We start from the raw sequence: 20,482 nt of genomic DNA on the forward strand, positions 1-20,482 counted from the left end.
GATCCATCCGGTTATCATAATCGGCGCATTTTCCGCTCGGATCAAGATATTTACAATCAAAGTGCATTACACCATTTACCATTTTTGTGAATATCCATATGTGATAACCTGGGTCCATGGCGCATAATTTATTAAACTCATCTTCTGTTGCGACATATCTGCCGTCATAAGTCAGTGCTGAATCCCGGCAGCATTTGCCGCAAGCTTTACATGAGCCGGCCACCTTAAAAATATCATTTTTTATCATTTCTAAAATAATATCCAGCTTAGTGTCGGCAAGAAATGCTTTGTCGTAATCTTTGTTGGAAATATAATGATAGGCCAATTCAATTTTTGTCTTTTCATCATCAGGATGTTCTGTTGACTTTTTGTTTAGCGATTCGTTTTGGCTGCGGATATCTCTCATGTTGTCAATCTTTTAAATCCCTCTTCACTGATTATCTTAACCCCAAGTTTGGCGGCGTCATCATATTTCGAGCCGGGTTCTGTCCCCGCTACTACATAATCAGTTTTCTTACTGACCGAAGAACTGGCTTTCCCGCCGAGTTTTCTAACAAGGGCTTCCGCATCCTCTCTTGAAAAGCCGCTTAAACCTCCAGTGAACACGAATGTCTTTCCGGATAATTCACCTGCTTGTCTATTGACCATTGATCCTTGCCCTTTTAAAATGACGCCTGCTTTTTTAAGTTTTTCTATTAGCTTCTGGTTATGTTTTTCATTAAAGAACATGATGATCGATCCGGCTTTCTTAGGAAAGATCGTCGATGTCCTTATAATTATCAGCGAGAAGCTCGGCCGCGCGGCGGCCGACATGGAGTATCCCGAGCCCGAATAAGACGCGATCAAAATCTCTCTTTTTGCTCACTTCGATCGCGGAAAGGATGTTCTCAGACGACTTATCGGCTTTCCGCTCAAGGCTCAAAATATCTTCCTTTGTAAGATAATAAAGGTCTGCCAGGTCCTTTACCAGTTTTTTATCCGCCAGTTCATTCGATAGTGCCTCCCCTACTCCTTCAATGTCCATCGCCTGCCTGCTCGCGAAATGCCTTATCGATTCTTTCAGTTTTGCGGGACAGCTTGAATTGATGCACTTCGTGGCAGCTTCTTCTTCTTCGCGCATTACATCTCCTCCGCAGACAGGACATTTTTTCGGCATATGGAATATCTTTTCATGGCCGGTCCTTTTATCTTTAAGTACTTTAAGGACCTGAGGGATGACGTCCCCTGCCCTCTGGACTATCACATGGTCGCCAATCCTGATATCTTTTCTTTTTATCTCATCCTCGTTATGTAGGGTCGAATTCTTTACTATCACGCCGCCGAGATGCACCGGTTTCATGTGGGCTACTGGGGTCAGAGTTCCGGTCCTTCCTACCTGCACATCGATCTCTTCTATTACTGTTTCTTTTTGTTGGGGAGGAAATTTATACGCGATCGCCCATCTCGGATTTTTCATGGTCGCGCCGAGCTTTTCCTGGCCCATTAAGTCATTTACCTTGACAACTATTCCGTCGATCTCATATCCAAGATTCCCCCTCTTGTTTTCTATCTTCTTACAGAAACTGATCACTTCATCGATGCCGCCGCATAATTTCATCTCGGGATTAACCCTAAGACCCAGGTCTTTGAGAAACTCCAGAAGTTCTTTTTGGGTGCCCGGTCTTTGGCCCGATCTGTCTATCACGGCAGAATAGCAGAAGATATTCAGCGGCCTTTTAGCTGTGACTTTAGGATCCAATTGCCTGAGCGAACCTGCTGCTGCATTTCTGGGATTTGCAAAGGCTGCTTCACTGTCTTTTTCACGCTCCTCGTTCAGCTTGTAGAAATCTTTTAACGGTAAATAGACCTCACCCCTCACATCTATATCGATCTCTTCATTCAATGATAACGGGATGGCTTTTATAGTCTTTATATTAGCAGTGATATCTTCTCCGCGAACGCCGTCACCTCGCGTAGAGCCCTTAAAGAACTTGCCGTCTTTATAGGAAAGCGAAACCGCAAGTCCGTCCATCTTCAGCTCGCAGACATATTCGATGTCTTTTTTTACGGAAAGACCTTTTTTTACCCTCTCATCAAAATCCTTAAGTTCTTTAAGGTCCAGGGCATTATCCAGGCTGATCAAAGGGACCTTATGTGTGACGGTGTTGAACTTTTCAATCGGGCTTCCCCCTATCCTTTGGGTCGGAGAATCTTTTGTGACAAGATCCGGATGTTCTTTTTCAAGATCGATAAGCTTGCGCATTAAAAGGTCATATTCCCTGTCGCTTATCTTGGGAGCGTCAAGGACGTAATAGAGACGGTCGTGACGACTTATCTCTTTTTTAAGGTCTTCAATCTCTTTTTTTATACTCATAGCACAAGGCTTCTTCCAGACTTCCATTTTCATACAATTTTCTGATCTCTTCAAGCGTCCTGCTGTCTTTGACGGTGAATTTCCCGCTTCTTGTCCTTATCAGTGATGATTCATGGGCGGGAACATTCAGGCTCTTGCCTATATCTTCGCATAACGTCCTGATGTAAGTACCTTTGGAACAAGAGACAAGGATCTTTGCTTTCGGATTCACCCCATCTTCAAAATCAAGCAATTTAATATCATAGATATTTATTTTTCGGGGTTTTATCTCGACTTTTATCCCTTTTCTTGCCAGTTCATAGAGCCTTTTGCCTTTATAGTGAATTGCGGACACCATCGGAGGGACCTGTTCGAGCTCCCCGATAAAAGACTTGAGAACCCTTTTAATATCTTCTATTTTTATTTGTACATCCTGCTTTGCCGTCACTTTGCCGTCGCTGTCACCGCTGTCCGTAGAGATACCGAAAGTGATGACTGCCTCGTATTCTTTATCGGAGACCATAAGAAAAGACGAGTATTTGCAGGCTTTTCCGAGGCATACGATAAGGACTCCGGTAGCCATCGGGTCCAGAGTTCCTGCATGCCCCGCTTTTTTTATCTTTAGGAGATCGCGGATTATTTCGACCGCTTTAAATGAAGTGATGCCGAAGGGTTTGTTGAGGTTTACAACTGCGTCCATAATGACTTTACGGTTTCAAGAATAGAGTCTTTTGCTTTATTTATCTCCATTTTTAGCACCGCTCCCGAGGCGCGGACGTGGCCTCCCCCTCCGAATTCTTTGGCTATCCTCTGGACATTCTTTGTCTTTGATCTGAAATTGACCTTTACCGTCCCGCTTTCCGTTTCTTTCAGAAAAACAGCTATATCGGTGTCCTTCAGGGACCGCAGGTGGTCGGCGATGCCGCTCACTTCCTCGCTGTTAGCCCCGCACTTTTTGATGTCTTCGTTGGTCAGGATGATCCAGCTTATCTTTCCGTCAGCGGTGCTTTCCATCTTTTCCAGCGCAAAACCGAGGATCTTGATCTCTGACCTGGTCTTGGACTCATAGATCTTGAACGCGATGCCGTGCGGATCGGCCCCGTTATCAGCCAGGTCTTTTGCGATGGAGAATATTTTTGCGTTTGTATTATCATATTTGAAACAACCGGTATCAGTTATAATAGCGGCGTAAATAGCGGCCGCGATGTCGGGGTCAAGGCCTACCCCCATTTTTTTTGCGATCTTGTAGATTATCTCTCCCGTAGAAGAGCATTTTTTTACAAGGTTCAGATCGCCGAACTTTTTATTGTCCTCGTGATGGTCGATATTGATCAGCAGGTCCGAATGCTGTCTTATTTTATCGCCGACCGCTATTCTTTTGATGTCCCCGCAGTCCACGGCTATGACGGCGTCAAACCTGTCTTCGGGGACCAAAGAAGATTTTATCTGATCGATGTTTTTGAGAAAACCATATATCTCCGGTATTTTATCCCTTGAATAGATCGAGACTTTTTTGCCGAGTTTTTTAAGTATAGAAGAAAGAGCGCTGGCGGAACCTATAGTGTCGCCGTCAGGATCGACATGCAGGCACACAAGAAAATTAGAGTGATTATTGATCGCCTCGATGATCTTTTTCATTTTTGCTGCTCTCTCATCAGGTTCCACAGCTTGCTCGCTTTTTCAAGCGATTCGTCATGATGGAACGATATTTCAGGTACTGCCCTGAGGGAAAGCTTGTTTCCAAGGCAGCCCCTGATGAATTTTCTTGCGCTTTCAAGCCCTTTTAACGCTTCCTTTTTGTCATTTTCTTTTCCCAGTACGCTCACATATATCTTCGCGTTCTTAAGGTCGGGGGAGACGGACACATCGGTCACTGTCAAAAAACCTATCCGGGGATCGTTTATCTCGCAGTGGAGTATTTCGCTGATAAGGACCTTTATTCTCTGGGCCACTCTGTCAGACCTTGACATTTTTCCTCTTTACCCGCGTCTCGAACTGCTCGATGATGTCATCAGGGGCAAAATCATCAAAGTCCGCGACCGTTATGCCGCATTCCATACCCGTATTGACCTCTTTCACATCGTCCTTGAAGCGTTTAAGGGAAGATATTTTTCCTTCAAAGATCATATCCCCGTTCCTTTTAACCCTTACGGAAGCGCCGCGGACCATCTTTCCGTCGGTCACCGTGCAGCCTGCGATAGCGCCTACCTTTGAAAATTTGAACAGTTGCCTGATAAGCGAGTGGCCGGAGATAACTTCCTCGTATTCAGGCTCCAGCATGCCTTCAAGGGCCAGCTTGATGTCGTCAATGACATTGTAGATGATAGAATACAGCCTGGCGTCAACGCCCTCTGTCTCGGCAAGCGGTTTGGTCTCGCCCTCAAAATCCACTCCGAACCCTATTATTATCGCTTCGGATGCTTTCGCGAGCATCACGTCGCTCCTGTTGATGTTGCCGGTGCTGTTAAGTATTATGTGTGTCTTTATGTTGCCGGTGGAAAGGTCGCTCAGGCTCTTTACAAGAGCTTCCAGTGAACCGTGGACGTCAGCCTTTATTATCAGGTTCAAGGTCTTCATTTCCCCTGATTTGACCTGCATCGAGAAGTCTTCAAGTGAAAGGACCTTGCCTTTTGACTTTCCTTCTCCGGACAGTTCTTTGCTCTTCTCGGCTATGGACCGGGCTTCTTTTTCACTATTTACGACCTTAAGGATGTCGCCGGCTTTAGGGACGTCCGAGATGCCTATTATCTCGACGGGAAAGGCCGGTCCCGCTTTTGAGATCCTTTTTCCCTTGTCATTTATCAGGGCCCTTATCTTGCCGCTGGTAATACCTGAATAAAAAGCGTCCCCTACTCTCAACGTCCCTTCCTTTATAAGGACGGTCGCAACGGGCCCCATTGATTTGTCCATAAAAGATTCTATGACGATAGCTTTCACCGGGCAGGAAGGATCGGCTTTAAGGTCCATCATTTCCGCCACAAGAAGGATCATCTCAAGCAGATGGTCGATGCCCGTGCCCTGTTTTGCGGATACGGGAACCGTCACCGTCTTGCCTCCCCAGTCTTCGGGCGTAAGGTCCAGCTCAGACAGCTGCTGCTTGACCCTGTCGGGATTGGCGTCAGGCTTGTCGATCTTATTGATAGCGACTATTATCGGAGCGCTCGAGGCTTTGGCATGGTCGATGGCTTCCCTTGTCTGGGGCATGACCCCGTCATCGGCAGCTACTACGAGCACAACGATGTCGGTAGCATTAGCCCCTCTTGCTCTCAGGGCCGTGAAGGCTTCGTGCCCGGGCGTGTCTAAAAAAGTTATCTGCTTGCCTTTTATCTCTACCTGGTACGCTCCTATGTGCTGGGTTATCCCGCCGGCCTCTGTATCGATGACATTCGTCTTCCTTATCGCGTCAAGGAGCTTGGTCTTACCGTGGTCCACATGCCCCATTATCGTTACCACCGGCGGCCTGGGCCTGAGCTTGGACTGATCGACATCGGCCGAAGATTCTTCTTTTACCGTCTTTTTTTCTTCCTGTATCAATTCAAAACCGAGCTTGGAAGCTATGCCGCTTGCTATGTCAAAAGCGATCCTCTGGTTGATGTTGGCAAGCACGCCTTTAAGCATCAATTCCTTGATGAGATCGCTGACTTTCATGTTGAATTTTGAGGAAAGGTCTTTGACGGTTATTTCCGGTTCGTATATGGTTACGGTCTTTTTTTGCGGGGTGTCGGGTTGTTGTTCCGGCTTTTTGACCTCTGCCTTTACTTCCACAGCAGGTGCTTCCGGTTTTAAGTCCTGTTTCTTTTCTTCATTGCCGCCCTTGATCAGTTCCCTTACTATCTTTGCTGATTCTTCATCAATAGAAGAAGCTTTTGTTTTAGCATTGATGCCGAGGTCTTTTAGAATGCCGAGCAGCTGCTTTACATCAGTGTTCAGTTCAACGGCAAGCGCATCAACCTTTATCTTTTTCGGAAGGACTTGTTTTTTCTTCTGTTGCATTTTTATCCTTCTTCTTTTTCTGGGGTTTTGCCTCGGCTTCCTTATCAGCCTTTTGCTTTTGACCGGATATCTTTTCCCCTGTTTCGCTGCGGATATCGATCTTCCACCCTGTCAATTTTGATGCAAGTCGTACGTTCTGGCCTTCCTTGCCTATTGCGAGCGAAAGCTGGCTTTCCGCTACAGTGACCGTCGCGTTCATTGCTTCTTTATCAAGCTCTATCTTGTCTATCTTTGCCGGGCTGAGAGCGTTGGTGATATATGCCTTAGGGTCTTCTTTCCATTCTATGATGTCGATGCGCTCATTCCCGAGCTCTTTTACGATATTTTGTATGCGGCCGCCCATGTGCCCGACGCAGGTGCCGACCACACTTACGTTACTGTCGTTAGAGGTGAGAGATATCTTTGTCCTTCTGCCCGCTTCCCGCACGACGTTTTTTATCTCGAGCGTGCCTTCCACTATTTCAGGCACTTCAAGTTCGAAGAGTTTTTTTACCAGGCCGGGATGCGACCTCGAAATAAGGATCGCGGGACCTCTCGCCAGTTTATTGACTTCTATCACATACAGCTTTACGCGGTCTTTTATCCTCAGTGTTTCCGTAGGCGGGACCTCGGAAAAAGGCAGCAATGTCTCGATCCTCCCGAGGTTCACCAGATATCCGTTGAATTCCTTCTGCTGGATGGTCCCGGTGATGATATCACCCTGTTTTTTTGAGAATTCGTCGAAGGAGATCTCTTTTTCGGCTTCCCTCATCCTCTGGATTATCACCTGTTTGGCCGTTTGGGCTGCCAGCCTGCCAAAATCCTCAGGGGTGACATTGATCTCGATCTCATCCCCAACTTTCGCCTTTTTATCGATCTTTTTTGCCTGATCGGGCGAGATTTGAAGTTCAAGGTCCTCGGGAGACTCCGTCACGGTCCTTTTTGCAAATACAGTGACATTGCCGTCATTATCTATTTTTACGCTCAGATTGTCGCCGTTCTTGAACTTTTTTCTGCAGGCGGACAATAGAGCAGCTTCGACAGCCCCCACAAGCATCTCTTTGGGGATGCCGCGCTCTTTCTGGATCACATCCAGCATATTTGAGAAGCCTTCTATTTTTTTCATTTTCATACCCTCTTAAATAAAACAAAAAGTGGGGTTTGCCCACTGTTTTTCTTCCGCGATTTCCACTAAATAATATCATGCCTAAACGATGTTTGCAAGCGCGGCTTTTTAATTGACTTGCACCATTAACTATGCAACAATCTGAAAGATTACAAGGGGGGTGAAAAAATGGGATTATTCAATTTGATGGGTGTATATTGTATTATTCCGGTGACGATCTATCTGACGATCAGTTTTTTTGTACTTTTTGTGGTCGGAAAAACTGATTCTAAGAATCTCAAAATATTCGGAAATGTTATAGCAGTTCTGCTTTGGGTGAGCGCGTTGCTGATACTGATAGCAGGCATATGGATGATGACGACGGGTGACAGGCCTTGGAATCACTGCTGCAAAATGGATGGCAGGTCCATGATGCACATGAAGATGATGGGCGGCATGAAGGACAAGGGGGGTTCTCCGGCGATGCATCCGATGATGAGGAGATAACCTGATCAGTCAGAATAATAAAAACAAAAGGGGCCCCTAAAGGCCCCTTTTCTGTTCTTAAGATCTAAACTATTACATCATATCCCCGTAACCGCCCCCGCCCATTCCGCCGGGCATCTGTGGAGCGGCTTTTCCCTTTTCAGGGATCTCCGCGATCAAAGCCTCGGTCGTGAGCAGCATCGCAGCGATGCTTGCCGCGTTCTGAAGCGCCGACCTGGTCACTTTGAGCGGGTCGACGATACCGGCTTTGAACATGTCGACCACTTCAAAGGTCTGGGCGTTGAAGCCGATGGCATCGTTCTTCTCTTTCTTTATCTGCTCGATTATGACCGCACCCTCGACCCCTGCGTTGTTCGCTATCTGCCTGAGGGGTTCCTCGAGCGCTTTTCTCACTATCGAGATGCCGATCTTTTCATCGCCTTCAGACTTCATCTCCACTTTTTCGATCGATGACAGTATATGGATGAACGTAGCTCCGCCACCCGCGATTATCCCCTCTTCGACAGCGGCTCTGGTCGCTGAAAGGGCGTCTTCTATACGGTGCTTCTTCTCTTTCAGTTCCGTTTCGGTCGCCGCTCCGGCTTTTACGACCGCGACACCGCCGGAAAGCTTTGCAAGGCGCTCCTGAAGCTTTTCCTTGTCATAAGAAGAATCGCTCATCTCTATCTCTTTCTTTATCTGGGAGATCCTGTCCTTTACGGCCTGTTTCCTGCTCCCGTCCTCCGTGATGATGGTCGTTTTTTCTTTTTCGACGATTATCTTTTTTGCCTTGCCTAAAGCCGATTCATTGATGGATTCCAGAGTTGCTCCCGTGTCTTCAGATATCACGGTCCCTCCGGTCAGGATAGCGATATCTTCGAGCATGGATTTTCTTCTGTCCCCGAATCCCGGCGCTTTTACGGCTACGCAGTTTATGGTCCCTCTCAGCTTGTTCACCACGATCGTCGCGAGGGCCTCGCCTTCGATATCATCCGCGATGATCAGTAAAGGTTTGCTCAGCTGCACCACTTTTTCCAGTGTCGGCAGGAGGTCCTTTATCGCACTGATCTTTTTATCGGTGATCAGCATGAAAGCATCCTCAAGAACGGCTTCCATCCTTTCTCTGTCTGTTACCAGATATGGGGAAGCGTATCCTTTGTCGAACTGCATACCTTCAACGACCTCTAAAGTAGTATCTATTCCCTTGCTTTCCTCGACGGTTATTACTCCGTCCTTGCCCACTTTTTCCATTGCGTCCGCTACAAGGTTTCCGATCTCGCTGTCATTGTTCGCGGATATTGACGCGACCTGGGCGATCGCTTCTTTTGTTTCTACAGGGCGGCTCAGCCTTTTTAATTCACTGACAGCTGCTTTGACCGCTTTTTCAATGCCCTTTTTTATGGCCATAGGGTTCGCGCCGGATACCACGTTCTTAAGTCCGGCCCTGAATATCGCCTGTCCGAGCACGGTCGCGGTCGTTGTTCCGTCTCCCGCGATATCATTGGTCTTGCTCGCGACCTCTTTTAAGAGCTGCGCTCCCATGTTCTCGAACGGGTCTTCGAGGTCGATCTCTTTTGCAATGGTAACCCCGTCATTTGTTATGGTCGGAGATCCCCATTTCTTTTCCAGCACTACGTTCTTGCCGCGCGGTCCGAGAGTCGCTTTTACGGCATTTGCCACTTTATTGACCCCGCGCTCAAGAGCGCGCCAGGCCTCATCATTAAATACAATCTCCTTTGCTGACATGGACATCACCCCTTTCTTTAGTTTATTCTGATAGCCAGAATATCGCGTTCCTGAAGTATTATAAATTCTTCATTTTCAACTTTCACTTCTGTCCCGCCGTATTTGGCATAAATTACCTTATCCCCTATTTTTACTTCGACAGGCACTTTCTGCCCGTTATCAAGAACTCTTCCCGTGCCGACAGCTATCACCGTGCCGACCTGGGGCTTTTCCTTTGCGGTATCAGGAAGCACTATCCCGCTGGATGTCTTTTCTTCGGACGGCTCCTGTTTTACCACGACTCTGTCCCCGAGCGGCTTAAGCGTCTTTGCCATAATCATCACCCCTTTCTTTTTAAGTTTTTGATCTCTACTGAAACTCAGTATAACAACGCATTAGCACTCTGTCAAGGGGAGTGCTAATGACCGCCTACCGCTTACGGCTTGTGGTGGGCCCTTCGGCAAGCTCAGGGCACCGAGCAAAGTCGGGGTGCGCAGCCGAACCACTTACAGCTTACAGCTTTTTTTATGTTATACTTTTTCTAATGAAAAATTACATAATAGGCATAGACCTGGGCGGCACAAAAATATCAGCGGCGATAGCCGATGCTAAGGGGAAGATCATCGAGCAGATAACTGTCCCGACGGAAGCTGTCAGAGGAAAAAAACACGTCATAGACCGCATAGTTTTTCTGGTCAGGGCACTTTACAGAGGAACGGGTATAGACCCAAAAGATGTTCTTTGTATAGGCATAGGCGCGCCCGGACCGGTGATCACTGAAAAGGGTATCATTATGGATCCCCCGAACCTCCCCGGCTGGATAAGAGTTCCTTTAAGGTCGATACTTGAAAAAAAATTAAAAAAGAAAGTCATCCTTGAAAATGATGCCAACTGCGCAGCGCTGGCCGAACTAAAGTTCGGTGCGGGAAAAGACTTTGACAGTTTTATGTACGTTACGGTCAGCACGGGTATAGGCGGCGGGATAGTGATCGGCAAAAAACTATTTCGCGGTTCATCTGACAGTGCGGGAGAGATCGGCCATACAGTGATCGATATCAACGGTCCGAAATGCCCCTGCGGAAAATATGGCCACCTGGAAGGACTTGCCGCGGGCCCGGCAATATCAAAGCGCGCCGGAATGAAACCCGAGGTCCTGAGAGAAAAAGCTATGAACGGTGATAAGAAAGCCATCGAAGAGATAAAATATACAGGGTATCTTATCGGAATAGGTTTCTCTAATGCCGTTAACCTGTTGAATCCGGAAGCGATCATTGTCGGAGGCGGCATTTCTAATTTTGGGAAGCTTTTGTTTGATCCTATCAGGAAGACCGTAAAAGAGAACGCTCTTGCCCGCGTAAAGATCATTCCCGCCAGGTTAAAGAACAATGTCGGGGTCATGGGAGCGGTCGCGTTATGTCTATAGCAATAATAGATTACGGTGCGGGGAATTTGAGAAGTGTTCAGAAAGCCCTTGAAAAACTCGGCTGTGATTCATCGATAACAGATGACATCAAGACCATAGATTCTGCAAAAGGCATAATCCTTCCCGGTGTCGGCGCATTTGATCCGGCAATGAACGAGCTGAAAAAAAAGTCGCTTCTTGGCGCTATCATTTCAAATATCGCTAAAAAGAAGCCGTTTCTCGGCTTATGCCTCGGAATGCAGCTGCTGTTCGATGAAAGTGAAGAAGGCAAAGAAAGCGGGCTTGGAGTGATAAAGGGTAAAGTCAGAAGATTTAATTTTACGAGCCGCGGACTAAAGATCCCCCACATGGGCTGGAACGAAATAGACATCTCAAAGCCCTCCCCTATTTTTAAGGGATTAGACAGCAAATTAAAAATGTATTTTGTTCACTCGTATTATTGTGTTCCGTCGGACGAAAAAGACATCCTTGCCAGGACCGATTATGGGACTCCTTTTGTTTCGGCAGTCTCAAAGGATAATACCTTTGCCCTGCAGTTCCATCCTGAAAAAAGCGGTGACGCCGGCTTAAAGATCCTTAAGAACTTCGGGGAGATGTGCAAATGAGTTTTATAGTCATTCCGGCTGTCGATATCCTTGACTCTAAATGCGTCCGCCTTGAAAAAGGCGATTATACAAAAGTCACGGTTTATTATGAAAACCCTGTAGACGCGGCTCTCCGCTGGGAGAATGAAGGATATAAATGGCTGCATATAGTTGACCTGGACGGGGCCAAGTTCGGGCAGATGAAGAATCTCGGCATCATAAAGGACATAGCAAAAGAGTTAAAAATACCCGTGGAAGTCGGCGGAGGAATAAGGGACCTGGACACCATAAAGGGGCTTTTTGATTCGGGCATTTCAAGAGTAATAATCGGGACAATAGCATTCGAGAATATTTCCTTGGTAAAGACCGTGTCTGAGCTTTATGGCGATAAAATCGCGGTGAGCATAGACGCCAAAAGAAACATCGTGCTTAAGAAAGGATGGCTTGAAAAAACATCGTTTAAAGCTATCGATGCCGCGAAAAGGCTGGTCGATCTCGGAATAAAAAGGTTTGTTTATACAGATGTGTCAAAGGACGGAATGATGCAGGGCCCTAATTTCGGGTCGATCAGGAAGTTCGCCGCTGCGGTCCAGGCAAAAGTGATCGCTTCAGGCGGTGTAACGACAAACGCCGATATTGAGAAACTTTCGAAGATAAAAAATGTCGAAGGATGCATAATCGGAAGAGCGGCTTATGAGGGGAAAATATTAATTTGATCCTTAGGCCGGACAATTTATGAACTTTACTTGTTTGAATTGCGGGGGCAGCGTCCAGAAGATCACTGACCTCTTTTTCTGCCCAAAGTGCCGGACAGAATATCCGGTAAAAAATGGTGTGATCTGTTTGAGCAGCGGGATTTCCTACTGGCACATCATCCCCAAAGAAAAAATGTCGGCTTTCCTGGAAGAGGCGAAGAAGATCGGCTGGAAGCAAGCGATACTTTCAAATAAAGACGAAAAAATAAGGGCACAATACCTTTGGACTGATTGTCCTTCGAGGGCCGATTCAACGTTTTATCTGCCGCTAACAAAGGACAGTATTGTACTTGATCTTGGTTCCGGCTGGGGCTCCTACACCTTTGCTCTTTCACCGCGTGTGGATCAGGTCGTTGCGGCCGACAGCTGCCTTGAATCGCTTGAATTTATCAGTTTGAGAGCACAACAAGACAATATTTCTAATATCACGCCCGTCCACATCGAACCTTTGGATCTCGGCAAGATACCTTTTGCTGACGGCCAGTTTGACAGCGTCATCATGAACGGCGTTCTGGAATGGGTCGGGTCGTATCTGAAAAATGGAGACCCGCTCAAAATGCAGACAAAATGCTTAAAGGAAATTAACAGGGTCCTGAAAAAGGACGGTCACATTTTGATAGGGATAGAGAACAGATTCGGTTTAAGATATTTTACAGGTACTGCTGACGACCATTTGAAGCATTACAGTGAAAAGCCTGTAAAATACACGACATTGCTTCCCAGGCTGGTCGCAAATATCATTTCAAAAAGAAAGCTCGGCGTAGCGTACAGGACATACACCCACTCGTTTTGGGGATACGGGAGGATGTTCAGGAAAGCCGGTTTTAAAGATATTGTTTTTTTCTATCCCAGGGACGATTACAGGTCCGCTTCAACGGCCATTTTACCTGCAGAAAGCGGTGAGACCGCAAATAATATAGGGAAAAGGATCGTCAATAAATACGTGCTGGCGCTTGTTAAGTTCTTTAAACTGGAAAAAGCATTATGCGATTCATATTTTATAGCTGCTAAAAAATGATACCTTATATAAAACAATATCTGACAGAAGCCTGGGATGATTTTGACCTCGGTCAAAAGCCTGACGATCTGCTCTTTATTAAGTTTTCCGACAGGATGCTGCGTCCGGCGCAATACGGGGTGATCTCATTCAAGGTCAATGCTCTGTATAAAGGTCATGAAGAACCGAAAGCGATAATCAGGGTCCCGAGATATCCGGCAAGTAATGAGGCGAACGATTCTATCAGGATCGAGCATTCTAATCTCCGTTTTATCCATTCAAAGATAAATGATATCAGGATCAAACGGTCTATCCCAAGAAGTTTATTCGATCGGTCCATTAGAGGGTCCCTGGTCGGCGCAGTAGAATACCTTAGTGGAAATGACATGTCAAACTACATGGTTTGCAGCAAGATCGATGATCTTTTCGTGTCAAATTATAAGTCCGCGAGCAAATGGCTTATAGATTTTCAAAAGAAGCTTTGTCCGGAAAACGAGATTATCAAAGGCGCGAAATTCTCGGAAGACCATTTAAAATCTCTTTTTGACAGGTACTCATTATTATTTCCGGATAAAAAACATCTTCATGAAGGATATTTCACGGGTCTTGTATCGCTCGCAAATACTTTTGACGGGATGCAGATAATGCTGCCCGCTTCCCACGGGGATTATCACGCTTCAAATATTTTTATGTCGGACGGCAGTATTTCTGGGGTCATTGATTGGGAGGATTTTTCAGCGAAGCAGCTCCCGGCTTTTGACATATATCATTTCATTACGACATATTTTGAGGCTCTATATGATTTTTCCGCCAACAATTACCCGAAAGGCATTGAGACTTTTTCGGAAAGCAAGTACCTGCTCGATTTAATAGATTCTTTTGCAGATGAATATTTTACGGCGCTCGGTATGGACACACAGTTCCAGGAGATAATCTTTCCGTTGTTCATGATAGATTCTTTGTGCAAAGCCGCGGACCCGAGAAAACCCGTGAGCAGTATAGTCATCAAAAAGGAATTCCTTTTAAATTTAAGGCCCGCAAAGATCAGCGATCTGATCAGATATATGGCTATATTCCCGTATTTAGACCTGTTAAAAAAAGCATCGAGATCCGGCGACAAACAAAAGCAGGATTATTTTACGGACAAGATCGAAAAATTAAAAGAAGAGGCTTCCTCTAAAGAAAAGTAATGGCTATCCTTTTCTTTCCATGATTGACAGTATTTTATTAGTGTGCTCGTTTTCCGGATCCTGCTTTGCATAAACTTTGAGAAATTCTAAGGCTTCATCAAGTTTTCCCTGTTTTGCGCAGCAGACAGCATATTGCGAAAACCTCATCGCATCCCAAAAGAAATCCTGGTTTGATATTTTATCGTGCATTTTTTTAGGTAATGCTACGGCTTTCTTTATTAGATTGTACGCGTCTTCGAACCTGTTGAGTTCCATGTATGCCCGCGTTGCGATGCAATACTGGTCTATATTTTCAGGATTGCATTCGATAGATCGTATGCCTTCGTTCAAAGCTTTCTCAAAATCTTTCAACTCATTTATATATATCCAGCCCTTGCTATTATGACTGTCTTCCTCCAGATGAGAGAGCTCATTTTTTCCTCTGCAGGCAAAAATGACCTTGTCAAAAGCGGCAAGCGAATCATCGGTCCTGTTCATCTGCCAATATTTCTTCGCAAGGAGATAGCTGTATCCGGGATCATCGGCATTTTCAGACGCAGCCTTTTCCAGGATCTCCAGCCTGGATCGGTTCTTTTTCTTTGACAGGTCCGCGGGCATATTGCCGCCCCAGTGATAGATCGCGATATCAGCCAGCTTCTCCTCTATTCTTTTTATTCCTTGGGGAAAAACGACCTGTTCATTCACCGGCCTTTGAAAATGAATGCCCAGCTTGTTCCTGAAGATCTTATCCCTCATATAGAAAGATTTCACTTCGGTCGTATCGTATTCACATTCATTAATGGGGATATAGATGATATTGGCTCCGGTATTGTCAAGATGAGCCCTTAATTTGCGGACATCTTCCTTTTTAAGGTATTCATCGGCATCTGTCCACATGATCCAGTTCGAATCCGCATATTTTAAAGATTCATTCCTCGCAGCCGAAAAATCATTTATCCATGTAAAATCATGCACTTCCGCCCCGAGTGAAGCCGCGAGATCTTTTGTCCTGTCAGTGGACCCCGTATCCATGACGATGACTTTGTCGCACGAGGAGACCAGGTTTGGAAGTGTCTTTGAAATATTCACTTCTTCGTTCTTGACGATCATACAGATATTTAAGGTTGTCTTTTGCATATATAGTTCAGACTTTGCCGATTAAGATCGAAACGCAATTCCCCCATCTGGTATGTGAATCCAATGAAAATGAACATATTAATGAATTATTAATTATAGCATCCTCTGCATATTTGGTTGTTAAGTTCAGCCTGCACAAGGGGTCCGGAGAAGTATAATTGATGGTCGGAAATATGAACCTGTCCCTGATGCATAACATGGCCGCGCATATGTTCAGGGGATAGCTCGCGCCGAAAGTTTCCCCCGTCATGGACTTGAGTGCGCTTACAGGGATATCCTTTGCGTCCGTGCCCATGGCCGATCTTAACGAATCGATCTCAAGTTTGTCGCATATGCGCGAAGAGTTCGCAGAAGAACAGATGAAATCAATATCCGAGGAGGATAGCCCGGATTCCTGTAACGCTTGTCCGGCAGATCGCCTGATCACCTCTTCTGCCGAAGTTCCGTTCCCGAAAGAACCGGTTGAAATGCCGGATATCTTAGCGTATATATTTGCGCCTCTTTTTTTGGCGTCTTCAAGCCTTTCCAGCAATAACAAACATGCTCCTTCAGCGCAAATATACCCGTTCCTGTATTGATCGAACGGCCTGCTGTCTTCACTGACCGTTTGGTCTTCATAAGCCAGCTCGCCTTTAGCATGGACGCCCCCAAAAACCAGAAGCGAGAGTTCGTCGGCTCCGCCGCAGATAATATAATCTGCCTTTTTGTTCTTGAGGAGCTGTACTGCATAAAATATCGCCATGCCTCCTGATGTCACTTCGGATGATAACGTGTAATTTACCCCGTTAAGGGATAATTCTTTGGCGATAGTTCCGGCGCTGATATTCATTGACAGACTGGGAAAAATAAAGGGATTTGCAAGTTGAGGCCCATTGGCATTGATTTCGGAAATAAATTTCTCGAGTGATGCGCTGTTGCCAAAGGCGGTCCCGAATATCACCCCGATCCTGCCGCTGTCTGTCTTTGCCATATCTATTCCCGAATCTTTCACGGCCATTACCGCCGCAGCGGTCGAATACCGGGTCAACCTGTCCATTTTTCTGGCGTTTGACGCCGGTATATGATCTGCTATCGAAAAGTCGTTTATTTCACCGGCCTTTTTTGATCCGAATATTGAGGGGTCAAACCTTTTGATCCTATCGACGCCGCTTTTCCCTGTCTTTAAGGACTCAAGAAAAGCTTCGGTACCCGTCCCGATAGGACTTACTATCCCTATACCCGTTATTACTATTTGGTCTTCCATTTTTTTATTATGATGCTCGAGTTGTTGCCAGCAAAAGCAAAATTATTTGACATTGATATATCGAACGTCTTGGGCCTTGATCTGTTCGGGACATAATCCAGATCGCAGGCAGGGTCGGGCGTTTCGTAGTTTATTGTCGGAGGAATAAAGGATCCCCGCATGGCCAGTATGCATGCGATTATTTCAATTATCCCTGCCGCTCCCAAAGCATGACCGGTCATGGATTTAGTAGAGCTTACCGGTATTTCGTAGGCATTTTCCCCGAAAGCTCCTTTTATGGCTTTTGTCTCCATTTCATCATTTTGCTGTGTCCCGGTGCCGTGAGCATTAATATATTCAACGGCATCCGTTCGCAAATGTGCGTCCTCAAGAGCGGCTTTCATCGCAAGGGCCGCTCCCCTGCCGCTCGGGTCGGGCGATGTCTCATGATAAGCATCGCTGCTGTTACCGTAGCCGAGTATCTCCGCATAGATCATGGCCTTTCTCTTTAGAGCATGTTCAAGTTCTTCCAGGATCAGGATCCCCGCCCCTTCTCCCAGCAATAAACCCGACCTGTTCTTATCGAACGGCTGGCATTTTTTTTCGGCAAGACCTCTTAAAGAATGGAAACCATAATAAGCGATATCGAACAGGTCCTCGGCTCCTCCCGTGAAACATATTTCTGACAAGCCGTTTCCGATCAGATCGGATGCGATCATTACGGAATTCAGAGATGAGGAGCAGGCTGTCGAAACCGTCAAAGAGGGCCCTTTGAGGTCATAATATGACGCGATAGCCTTTGCGGGTCCGTAAGCGGTATTAGCGACAAGCTGTTCGGGTTTTAAACCGCTGATATCCTTTTCTGTAATGATCTTTCTAAAGATGACTTTTAAGGATTCGATAGAACCCTGGGACAGGCCGAAGACCGATCCTATCCTGTAAGGATCCTCGTCTTTAAAACATATTTTGGAGTCCTTCACGGCCTGTACGGCAGAAATATGTATCATGTCCAGGGCCCTGTAAGAATACGGGAAATTTACCGCAGGGAGATCCTTTATTTCACAGGCTATATGGACGCGCAGGCCGTTTGTATCAAACAGCGTGACCGGGGCCACACCTGAAACTCCGTTCTTGAGATTTAAAGCATATTCATCGATGGAGTTGCCGATCGAAGACAAAACTCCCATGCCCGTTACAACCACCCTTTTAGACCGGTTTGGCAATTTCGATCTCTTTCCTGATAAATAATGATATCTCGCTTTCAAAGACAAGCTCGCCGTTTGAATGTATCGTGCCTTTAGCTATCAGAAAGTCCCCGATTTTATCGGTGAATTCAGTTTTTATTATAAGCTCATCCGAAAACCCGACACTTTTTAACATATGACAGTTTTTGAACGAGACAATAAAATGTGAAAAATTAGACCCAGGTTCATTGTCGCTGTTGTCCATCTTTATCATATCCGGGACAAAAAATTCGGCCAGGTTCATCGATTGGGCCAGGCATTCAAGAAGTATCGTGCCCGGGACGGAAAATTCATTGCGGAGAACGGGGTCGTTCTTTGAAAACCGTTTTTTGCATAAAATATAATTGCTTTTGGCCTCGATGAATTCGTCGATAAATACGAAAGGCGGTTTGTGCTTGTAAAAAGGTTCAAAGACCAGGTCGTTGATTAACACTTCTTATTTCATTTTGCTTTTTATGAAGTTAGCCATTGTGCCGATATCTTTAAATATTGCTTCAGGGCTTTTGAGGTCTTCGTTAGTGATCTTTACCCCGAAATTCTTATCGATCCCGACTATTATTTCCAGAGAATCTATCGAATCAAGACCGAGGGAATCGGAGTCAGGCGGCCTATTTTGAGGGCGGCTTTCCTGTGCCATGTTAAAAAGCTGCGTCCGTTCGTTGATGTCCTCGGGCCGGATATTCAGGTTTAATTGAGTGATCAGCATCTCCTTTAATTTTTGCAGGATCTCATGATATTCCATATAAATCTCCTTAGTTTATTAGACCACCGTCAACGATGATCTGTTGTCCCTGAATATATGATGCCTCACCCGAGGCAAGAAAAGCAACTACAGATGCGACTTCAGACGGCCTGCCGTACCTCTTTAAAGGAATAGCTTCCCGATATCTGTCAAGTATATGTTCCGGGATCGACAAAACCATATCAGTGTCTATCAGTCCGGGAAGGACGCAATTGACGGTTATTCCGTAACCGGACAGTTCCTTTGAAAGCGCATTTGAAAAACCGATCACCCCAGCTTTTGAAGCGGCGTAACTTGTCTGTCCTGCCGCACCGTTCTTTGCCGCGATCGAACTTATGTTGATTATCTTCCCGCTCTTGCGTGAGATCATGTGCTTGGAGACGGCTTTGCAGCAATAAAAAGTGCCGTAAAGATTTGTCTTCAGGGTGAGATCGAAGTCATCATTGGGAGTAGTCAGAAGGAAGCTGTTTTTTACTAAACCCGCATTATTTACGAGTACATCGATCTTTCCGCATTTGCCGATTATCTCCTCGGCCATGCTCTCAACCTCGCAAAAATTACTTACATCAGCTTTGGCTAACATCCCCTGCCCTTCTATTTCACGCAGCAGTTCCTGTGCCGCGGCCGTGCTCTTGTTGAAGTTTATGGCGACAAAATAGCCGAGCCCATGAAAGGCCTTTACGATGGCTTTGCCTATTCCGCCTGTGCCGCCGGTTACCAGGACGACTTTATTTTCGAGCGCCATAATAAATGTATTATACAAAACATAAAATATATTTGCAAATAAAAAACAAATATGATAGTATTTAAAAAATAATCGGTCAGGTTATGAAAAACTTTTTTATATATAGCGGTATTATTGTTATAATAGTTGTGTTTGTAATTGCTAGATTGGTAGATCTGTTGCTCAATATTTTTTCAAATGACAAAGAACTTGACGCCCAGAAATTTCTATATAAGTGGTCGCACAGATTATTTTGGGTGATAAATTCCAAGGTTGAATTCTCCGGCCTCGAAAATATCCCCGCGACCGGCCCGGTGATCATTGTGGCAAGGTACAGGTTCCCCATAGATCTTATAATATCCACAGCAATTTTTAAGAGAAAAGTATATCTTGCCGTGGATTCGACATTTTTTGTTTTTCCGCTTTCATTTATGAGCAAAAGCGCAGGATATCTGAACATTGACAACAAGAATCTTTTGATCGCGGCGCAGCAGATGGATAAGACAATAGAAAAGCTCAGGGCGGGTTCGGCTATTTTTATGTTCATAAGCAGAAGGACAGACATTGACAGTCCCGTTCACGGCCCCGCTTTTGCGTCCCTTGAAACTAATATCCCGGTCATCCCTATTGCGATAAATTCGACCCCGGAATTATCTGTATTCACTAATTTTATATATGGCATGTTCGTCCGTAAAAAGGTGTTAGATGTCATTAAGGTCAGGATCGGAGAGCCAATAATGTCAAATGAGCAAAATGACAGGATCGGAAGGGTTAAGTTCACAGAAGAAATAGTCAGAAAGATCGATTCGATGCTGAAAAAATAGTTCTTACAATACGACCTCAGTTATAAATGAACTCCTGATTT

Annotated in this window: 21 protein-coding genes and 1 pseudogene; 7 read left to right on the forward strand and 15 right to left on the reverse strand. The window is 45.6% G+C overall.

Going from position 1 to position 20,482, the window contains the following annotated elements; translation table 11 throughout:
* From NTZ10_03605 to nusA, 7 genes and pseudogenes are all read right to left on the reverse strand, one after another.
* Positions 1–406: hypothetical protein (locus NTZ10_03605; GenBank protein ID MCX5749314.1), on the reverse strand; the 406-nt coding region annotated here is incomplete at its 3' end.
* Positions 403–2,353: pseudogene (gene ligA / locus NTZ10_03610) on the reverse strand (NAD-dependent DNA ligase LigA). The pseudogene ligA and the gene NTZ10_03605, both read right to left, overlap by 4 nt.
* Positions 2,331–3,032, reverse strand: coding sequence for a tRNA pseudouridine(55) synthase TruB (gene truB / locus NTZ10_03615; GenBank protein ID MCX5749315.1), 702 nt, complete (start codon positions 3,030–3,032; stop codon positions 2,331–2,333). Before truB ends, ligA begins: the two are co-directional and overlap by 23 nt.
* Entirely contained in the window at positions 3,017–3,970 is a 954-nt protein-coding gene (locus NTZ10_03620; protein MCX5749316.1) for a bifunctional oligoribonuclease/PAP phosphatase NrnA, read from the reverse strand. Before NTZ10_03620 ends, truB begins: the two co-directional genes overlap by 16 nt.
* Positions 3,967–4,302, reverse strand: a complete 336-nt coding sequence (gene rbfA, locus NTZ10_03625) for a 30S ribosome-binding factor RbfA (GenBank protein MCX5749317.1) — start codon at positions 4,300–4,302, stop codon at positions 3,967–3,969. Before rbfA ends, NTZ10_03620 begins: the two co-directional genes overlap by 4 nt.
* A complete protein-coding gene (infB, locus tag NTZ10_03630; GenBank protein MCX5749318.1) occupies positions 4,289–6,325 on the reverse strand; it encodes a translation initiation factor IF-2 in 2,037 nt (678 codons plus the stop codon). Before infB ends, rbfA begins: the two co-directional genes overlap by 14 nt.
* Positions 6,279–7,430, reverse strand: coding sequence for a transcription termination factor NusA (nusA, locus tag NTZ10_03635; protein ID MCX5749319.1), 1,152 nt, complete (start codon positions 7,428–7,430; stop codon positions 6,279–6,281). The genes infB and nusA overlap by 47 nt, the downstream gene beginning before the upstream one ends.
* A gap of 168 nt (positions 7,431–7,598) precedes the next feature.
* On the opposite strand from nusA, the gene NTZ10_03640 reads away from it, so the two are divergent.
* Entirely contained in the window at positions 7,599–7,916 is a 318-nt protein-coding gene (locus NTZ10_03640; GenBank protein ID MCX5749320.1) for a hypothetical protein, read from the forward strand.
* Positions 7,917–7,988: 72 nt separating this feature from the next.
* Here NTZ10_03640 and groL read toward each other — a convergent pair whose 3' ends face one another.
* Complete coding sequence (groL, locus tag NTZ10_03645) at positions 7,989–9,641, reverse strand: chaperonin GroEL (protein ID MCX5749321.1); 1,653 nt, start codon at positions 9,639–9,641, stop codon at positions 7,989–7,991.
* 17 nt (positions 9,642–9,658) lie between these two features.
* A complete protein-coding gene (gene groES, locus NTZ10_03650) occupies positions 9,659–9,961 on the reverse strand; it encodes a co-chaperone GroES (protein MCX5749322.1) in 303 nt (100 codons plus the stop codon).
* 203 nt (positions 9,962–10,164) lie between these two features.
* Between groES and NTZ10_03655 the strand changes: the two genes are divergently transcribed.
* The 5 genes from NTZ10_03655 to NTZ10_03675 are packed head-to-tail and all read left to right on the forward strand — an operon-like array spanning position 10,165 to position 14,569.
* The gene (locus NTZ10_03655) at positions 10,165–11,043 is read left to right on the forward strand and encodes an ROK family protein (GenBank protein MCX5749323.1); all 879 of its coding nucleotides are present in this window, start codon (positions 10,165–10,167) and stop codon (positions 11,041–11,043) included.
* Positions 11,034–11,648, forward strand: coding sequence for an imidazole glycerol phosphate synthase subunit HisH (gene hisH / locus NTZ10_03660; protein ID MCX5749324.1), 615 nt, complete (start codon positions 11,034–11,036; stop codon positions 11,646–11,648). Before NTZ10_03655 ends, hisH begins: the two co-directional genes overlap by 10 nt.
* On the forward strand, positions 11,645–12,343 hold the full coding sequence (gene hisA, locus NTZ10_03665; protein MCX5749325.1) for a 1-(5-phosphoribosyl)-5-[(5-phosphoribosylamino)methylideneamino]imidazole-4-carboxamide isomerase: 699 nt from the start codon (positions 11,645–11,647) through the stop codon (positions 12,341–12,343). Before hisH ends, hisA begins: the two co-directional genes overlap by 4 nt.
* A 19-nt stretch (positions 12,344–12,362) precedes the next feature.
* Positions 12,363–13,400 (forward strand): class I SAM-dependent methyltransferase, encoded by a 1,038-nt coding sequence (locus tag NTZ10_03670; GenBank protein MCX5749326.1) that lies wholly within the window; start codon positions 12,363–12,365, stop codon positions 13,398–13,400.
* Complete coding sequence (locus tag NTZ10_03675) at positions 13,397–14,569, forward strand: phosphotransferase (GenBank protein ID MCX5749327.1); 1,173 nt, start codon at positions 13,397–13,399, stop codon at positions 14,567–14,569. Before NTZ10_03670 ends, NTZ10_03675 begins: the two co-directional genes overlap by 4 nt.
* Positions 14,570–14,572: 3 nt before the next feature.
* Here the strand turns inward: NTZ10_03675 and NTZ10_03680 are convergent, their stop codons facing one another.
* The 6 genes from NTZ10_03680 to NTZ10_03705 are packed head-to-tail and all read right to left on the reverse strand — an operon-like array spanning position 14,573 to position 19,638.
* The gene (locus NTZ10_03680) at positions 14,573–15,685 is read right to left on the reverse strand and encodes a glycosyltransferase (protein MCX5749328.1); all 1,113 of its coding nucleotides are present in this window, start codon (positions 15,683–15,685) and stop codon (positions 14,573–14,575) included.
* A 7-nt stretch (positions 15,686–15,692) separates the two neighbouring features.
* Complete coding sequence (locus tag NTZ10_03685; GenBank protein MCX5749329.1) at positions 15,693–16,928, reverse strand: beta-ketoacyl-[acyl-carrier-protein] synthase family protein; 1,236 nt, start codon at positions 16,926–16,928, stop codon at positions 15,693–15,695.
* Positions 16,913–18,130 (reverse strand): beta-ketoacyl-[acyl-carrier-protein] synthase family protein, encoded by a 1,218-nt coding sequence (locus NTZ10_03690; GenBank protein MCX5749330.1) that lies wholly within the window; start codon positions 18,128–18,130, stop codon positions 16,913–16,915. Before NTZ10_03690 ends, NTZ10_03685 begins: the two co-directional genes overlap by 16 nt.
* Positions 18,114–18,584: a hypothetical protein gene (locus NTZ10_03695; protein MCX5749331.1), complete on the reverse strand. Its 471-nt coding sequence runs from the start codon at positions 18,582–18,584 to the stop codon at positions 18,114–18,116. Before NTZ10_03695 ends, NTZ10_03690 begins: the two co-directional genes overlap by 17 nt.
* Before the next feature lie 3 nt (positions 18,585–18,587).
* Positions 18,588–18,893, reverse strand: coding sequence for a phosphopantetheine-binding protein (locus NTZ10_03700; protein ID MCX5749332.1), 306 nt, complete (start codon positions 18,891–18,893; stop codon positions 18,588–18,590).
* A gap of 10 nt (positions 18,894–18,903) precedes the next feature.
* Positions 18,904–19,638 carry a 3-oxoacyl-ACP reductase FabG gene (locus NTZ10_03705; GenBank protein ID MCX5749333.1) on the reverse strand — a complete coding sequence of 245 codons (735 nt, stop codon included), beginning with the start codon at positions 19,636–19,638 and terminating at the stop codon, positions 18,904–18,906.
* 83 nt (positions 19,639–19,721) lie between these two features.
* On the opposite strand from NTZ10_03705, the gene NTZ10_03710 reads away from it, so the two are divergent.
* Positions 19,722–20,441, forward strand: a complete 720-nt coding sequence (locus tag NTZ10_03710; GenBank protein MCX5749334.1) for a lysophospholipid acyltransferase family protein — start codon at positions 19,722–19,724, stop codon at positions 20,439–20,441.
* Positions 20,442–20,482 lie beyond the last annotated feature (41 nt).

This window comes from Candidatus Saganbacteria bacterium, from assembly GCA_026387835.1.
Classification (GTDB): Bacteria; Margulisbacteria; WOR-1; order JAKLHX01; family JAKLHX01; genus JAPLKZ01.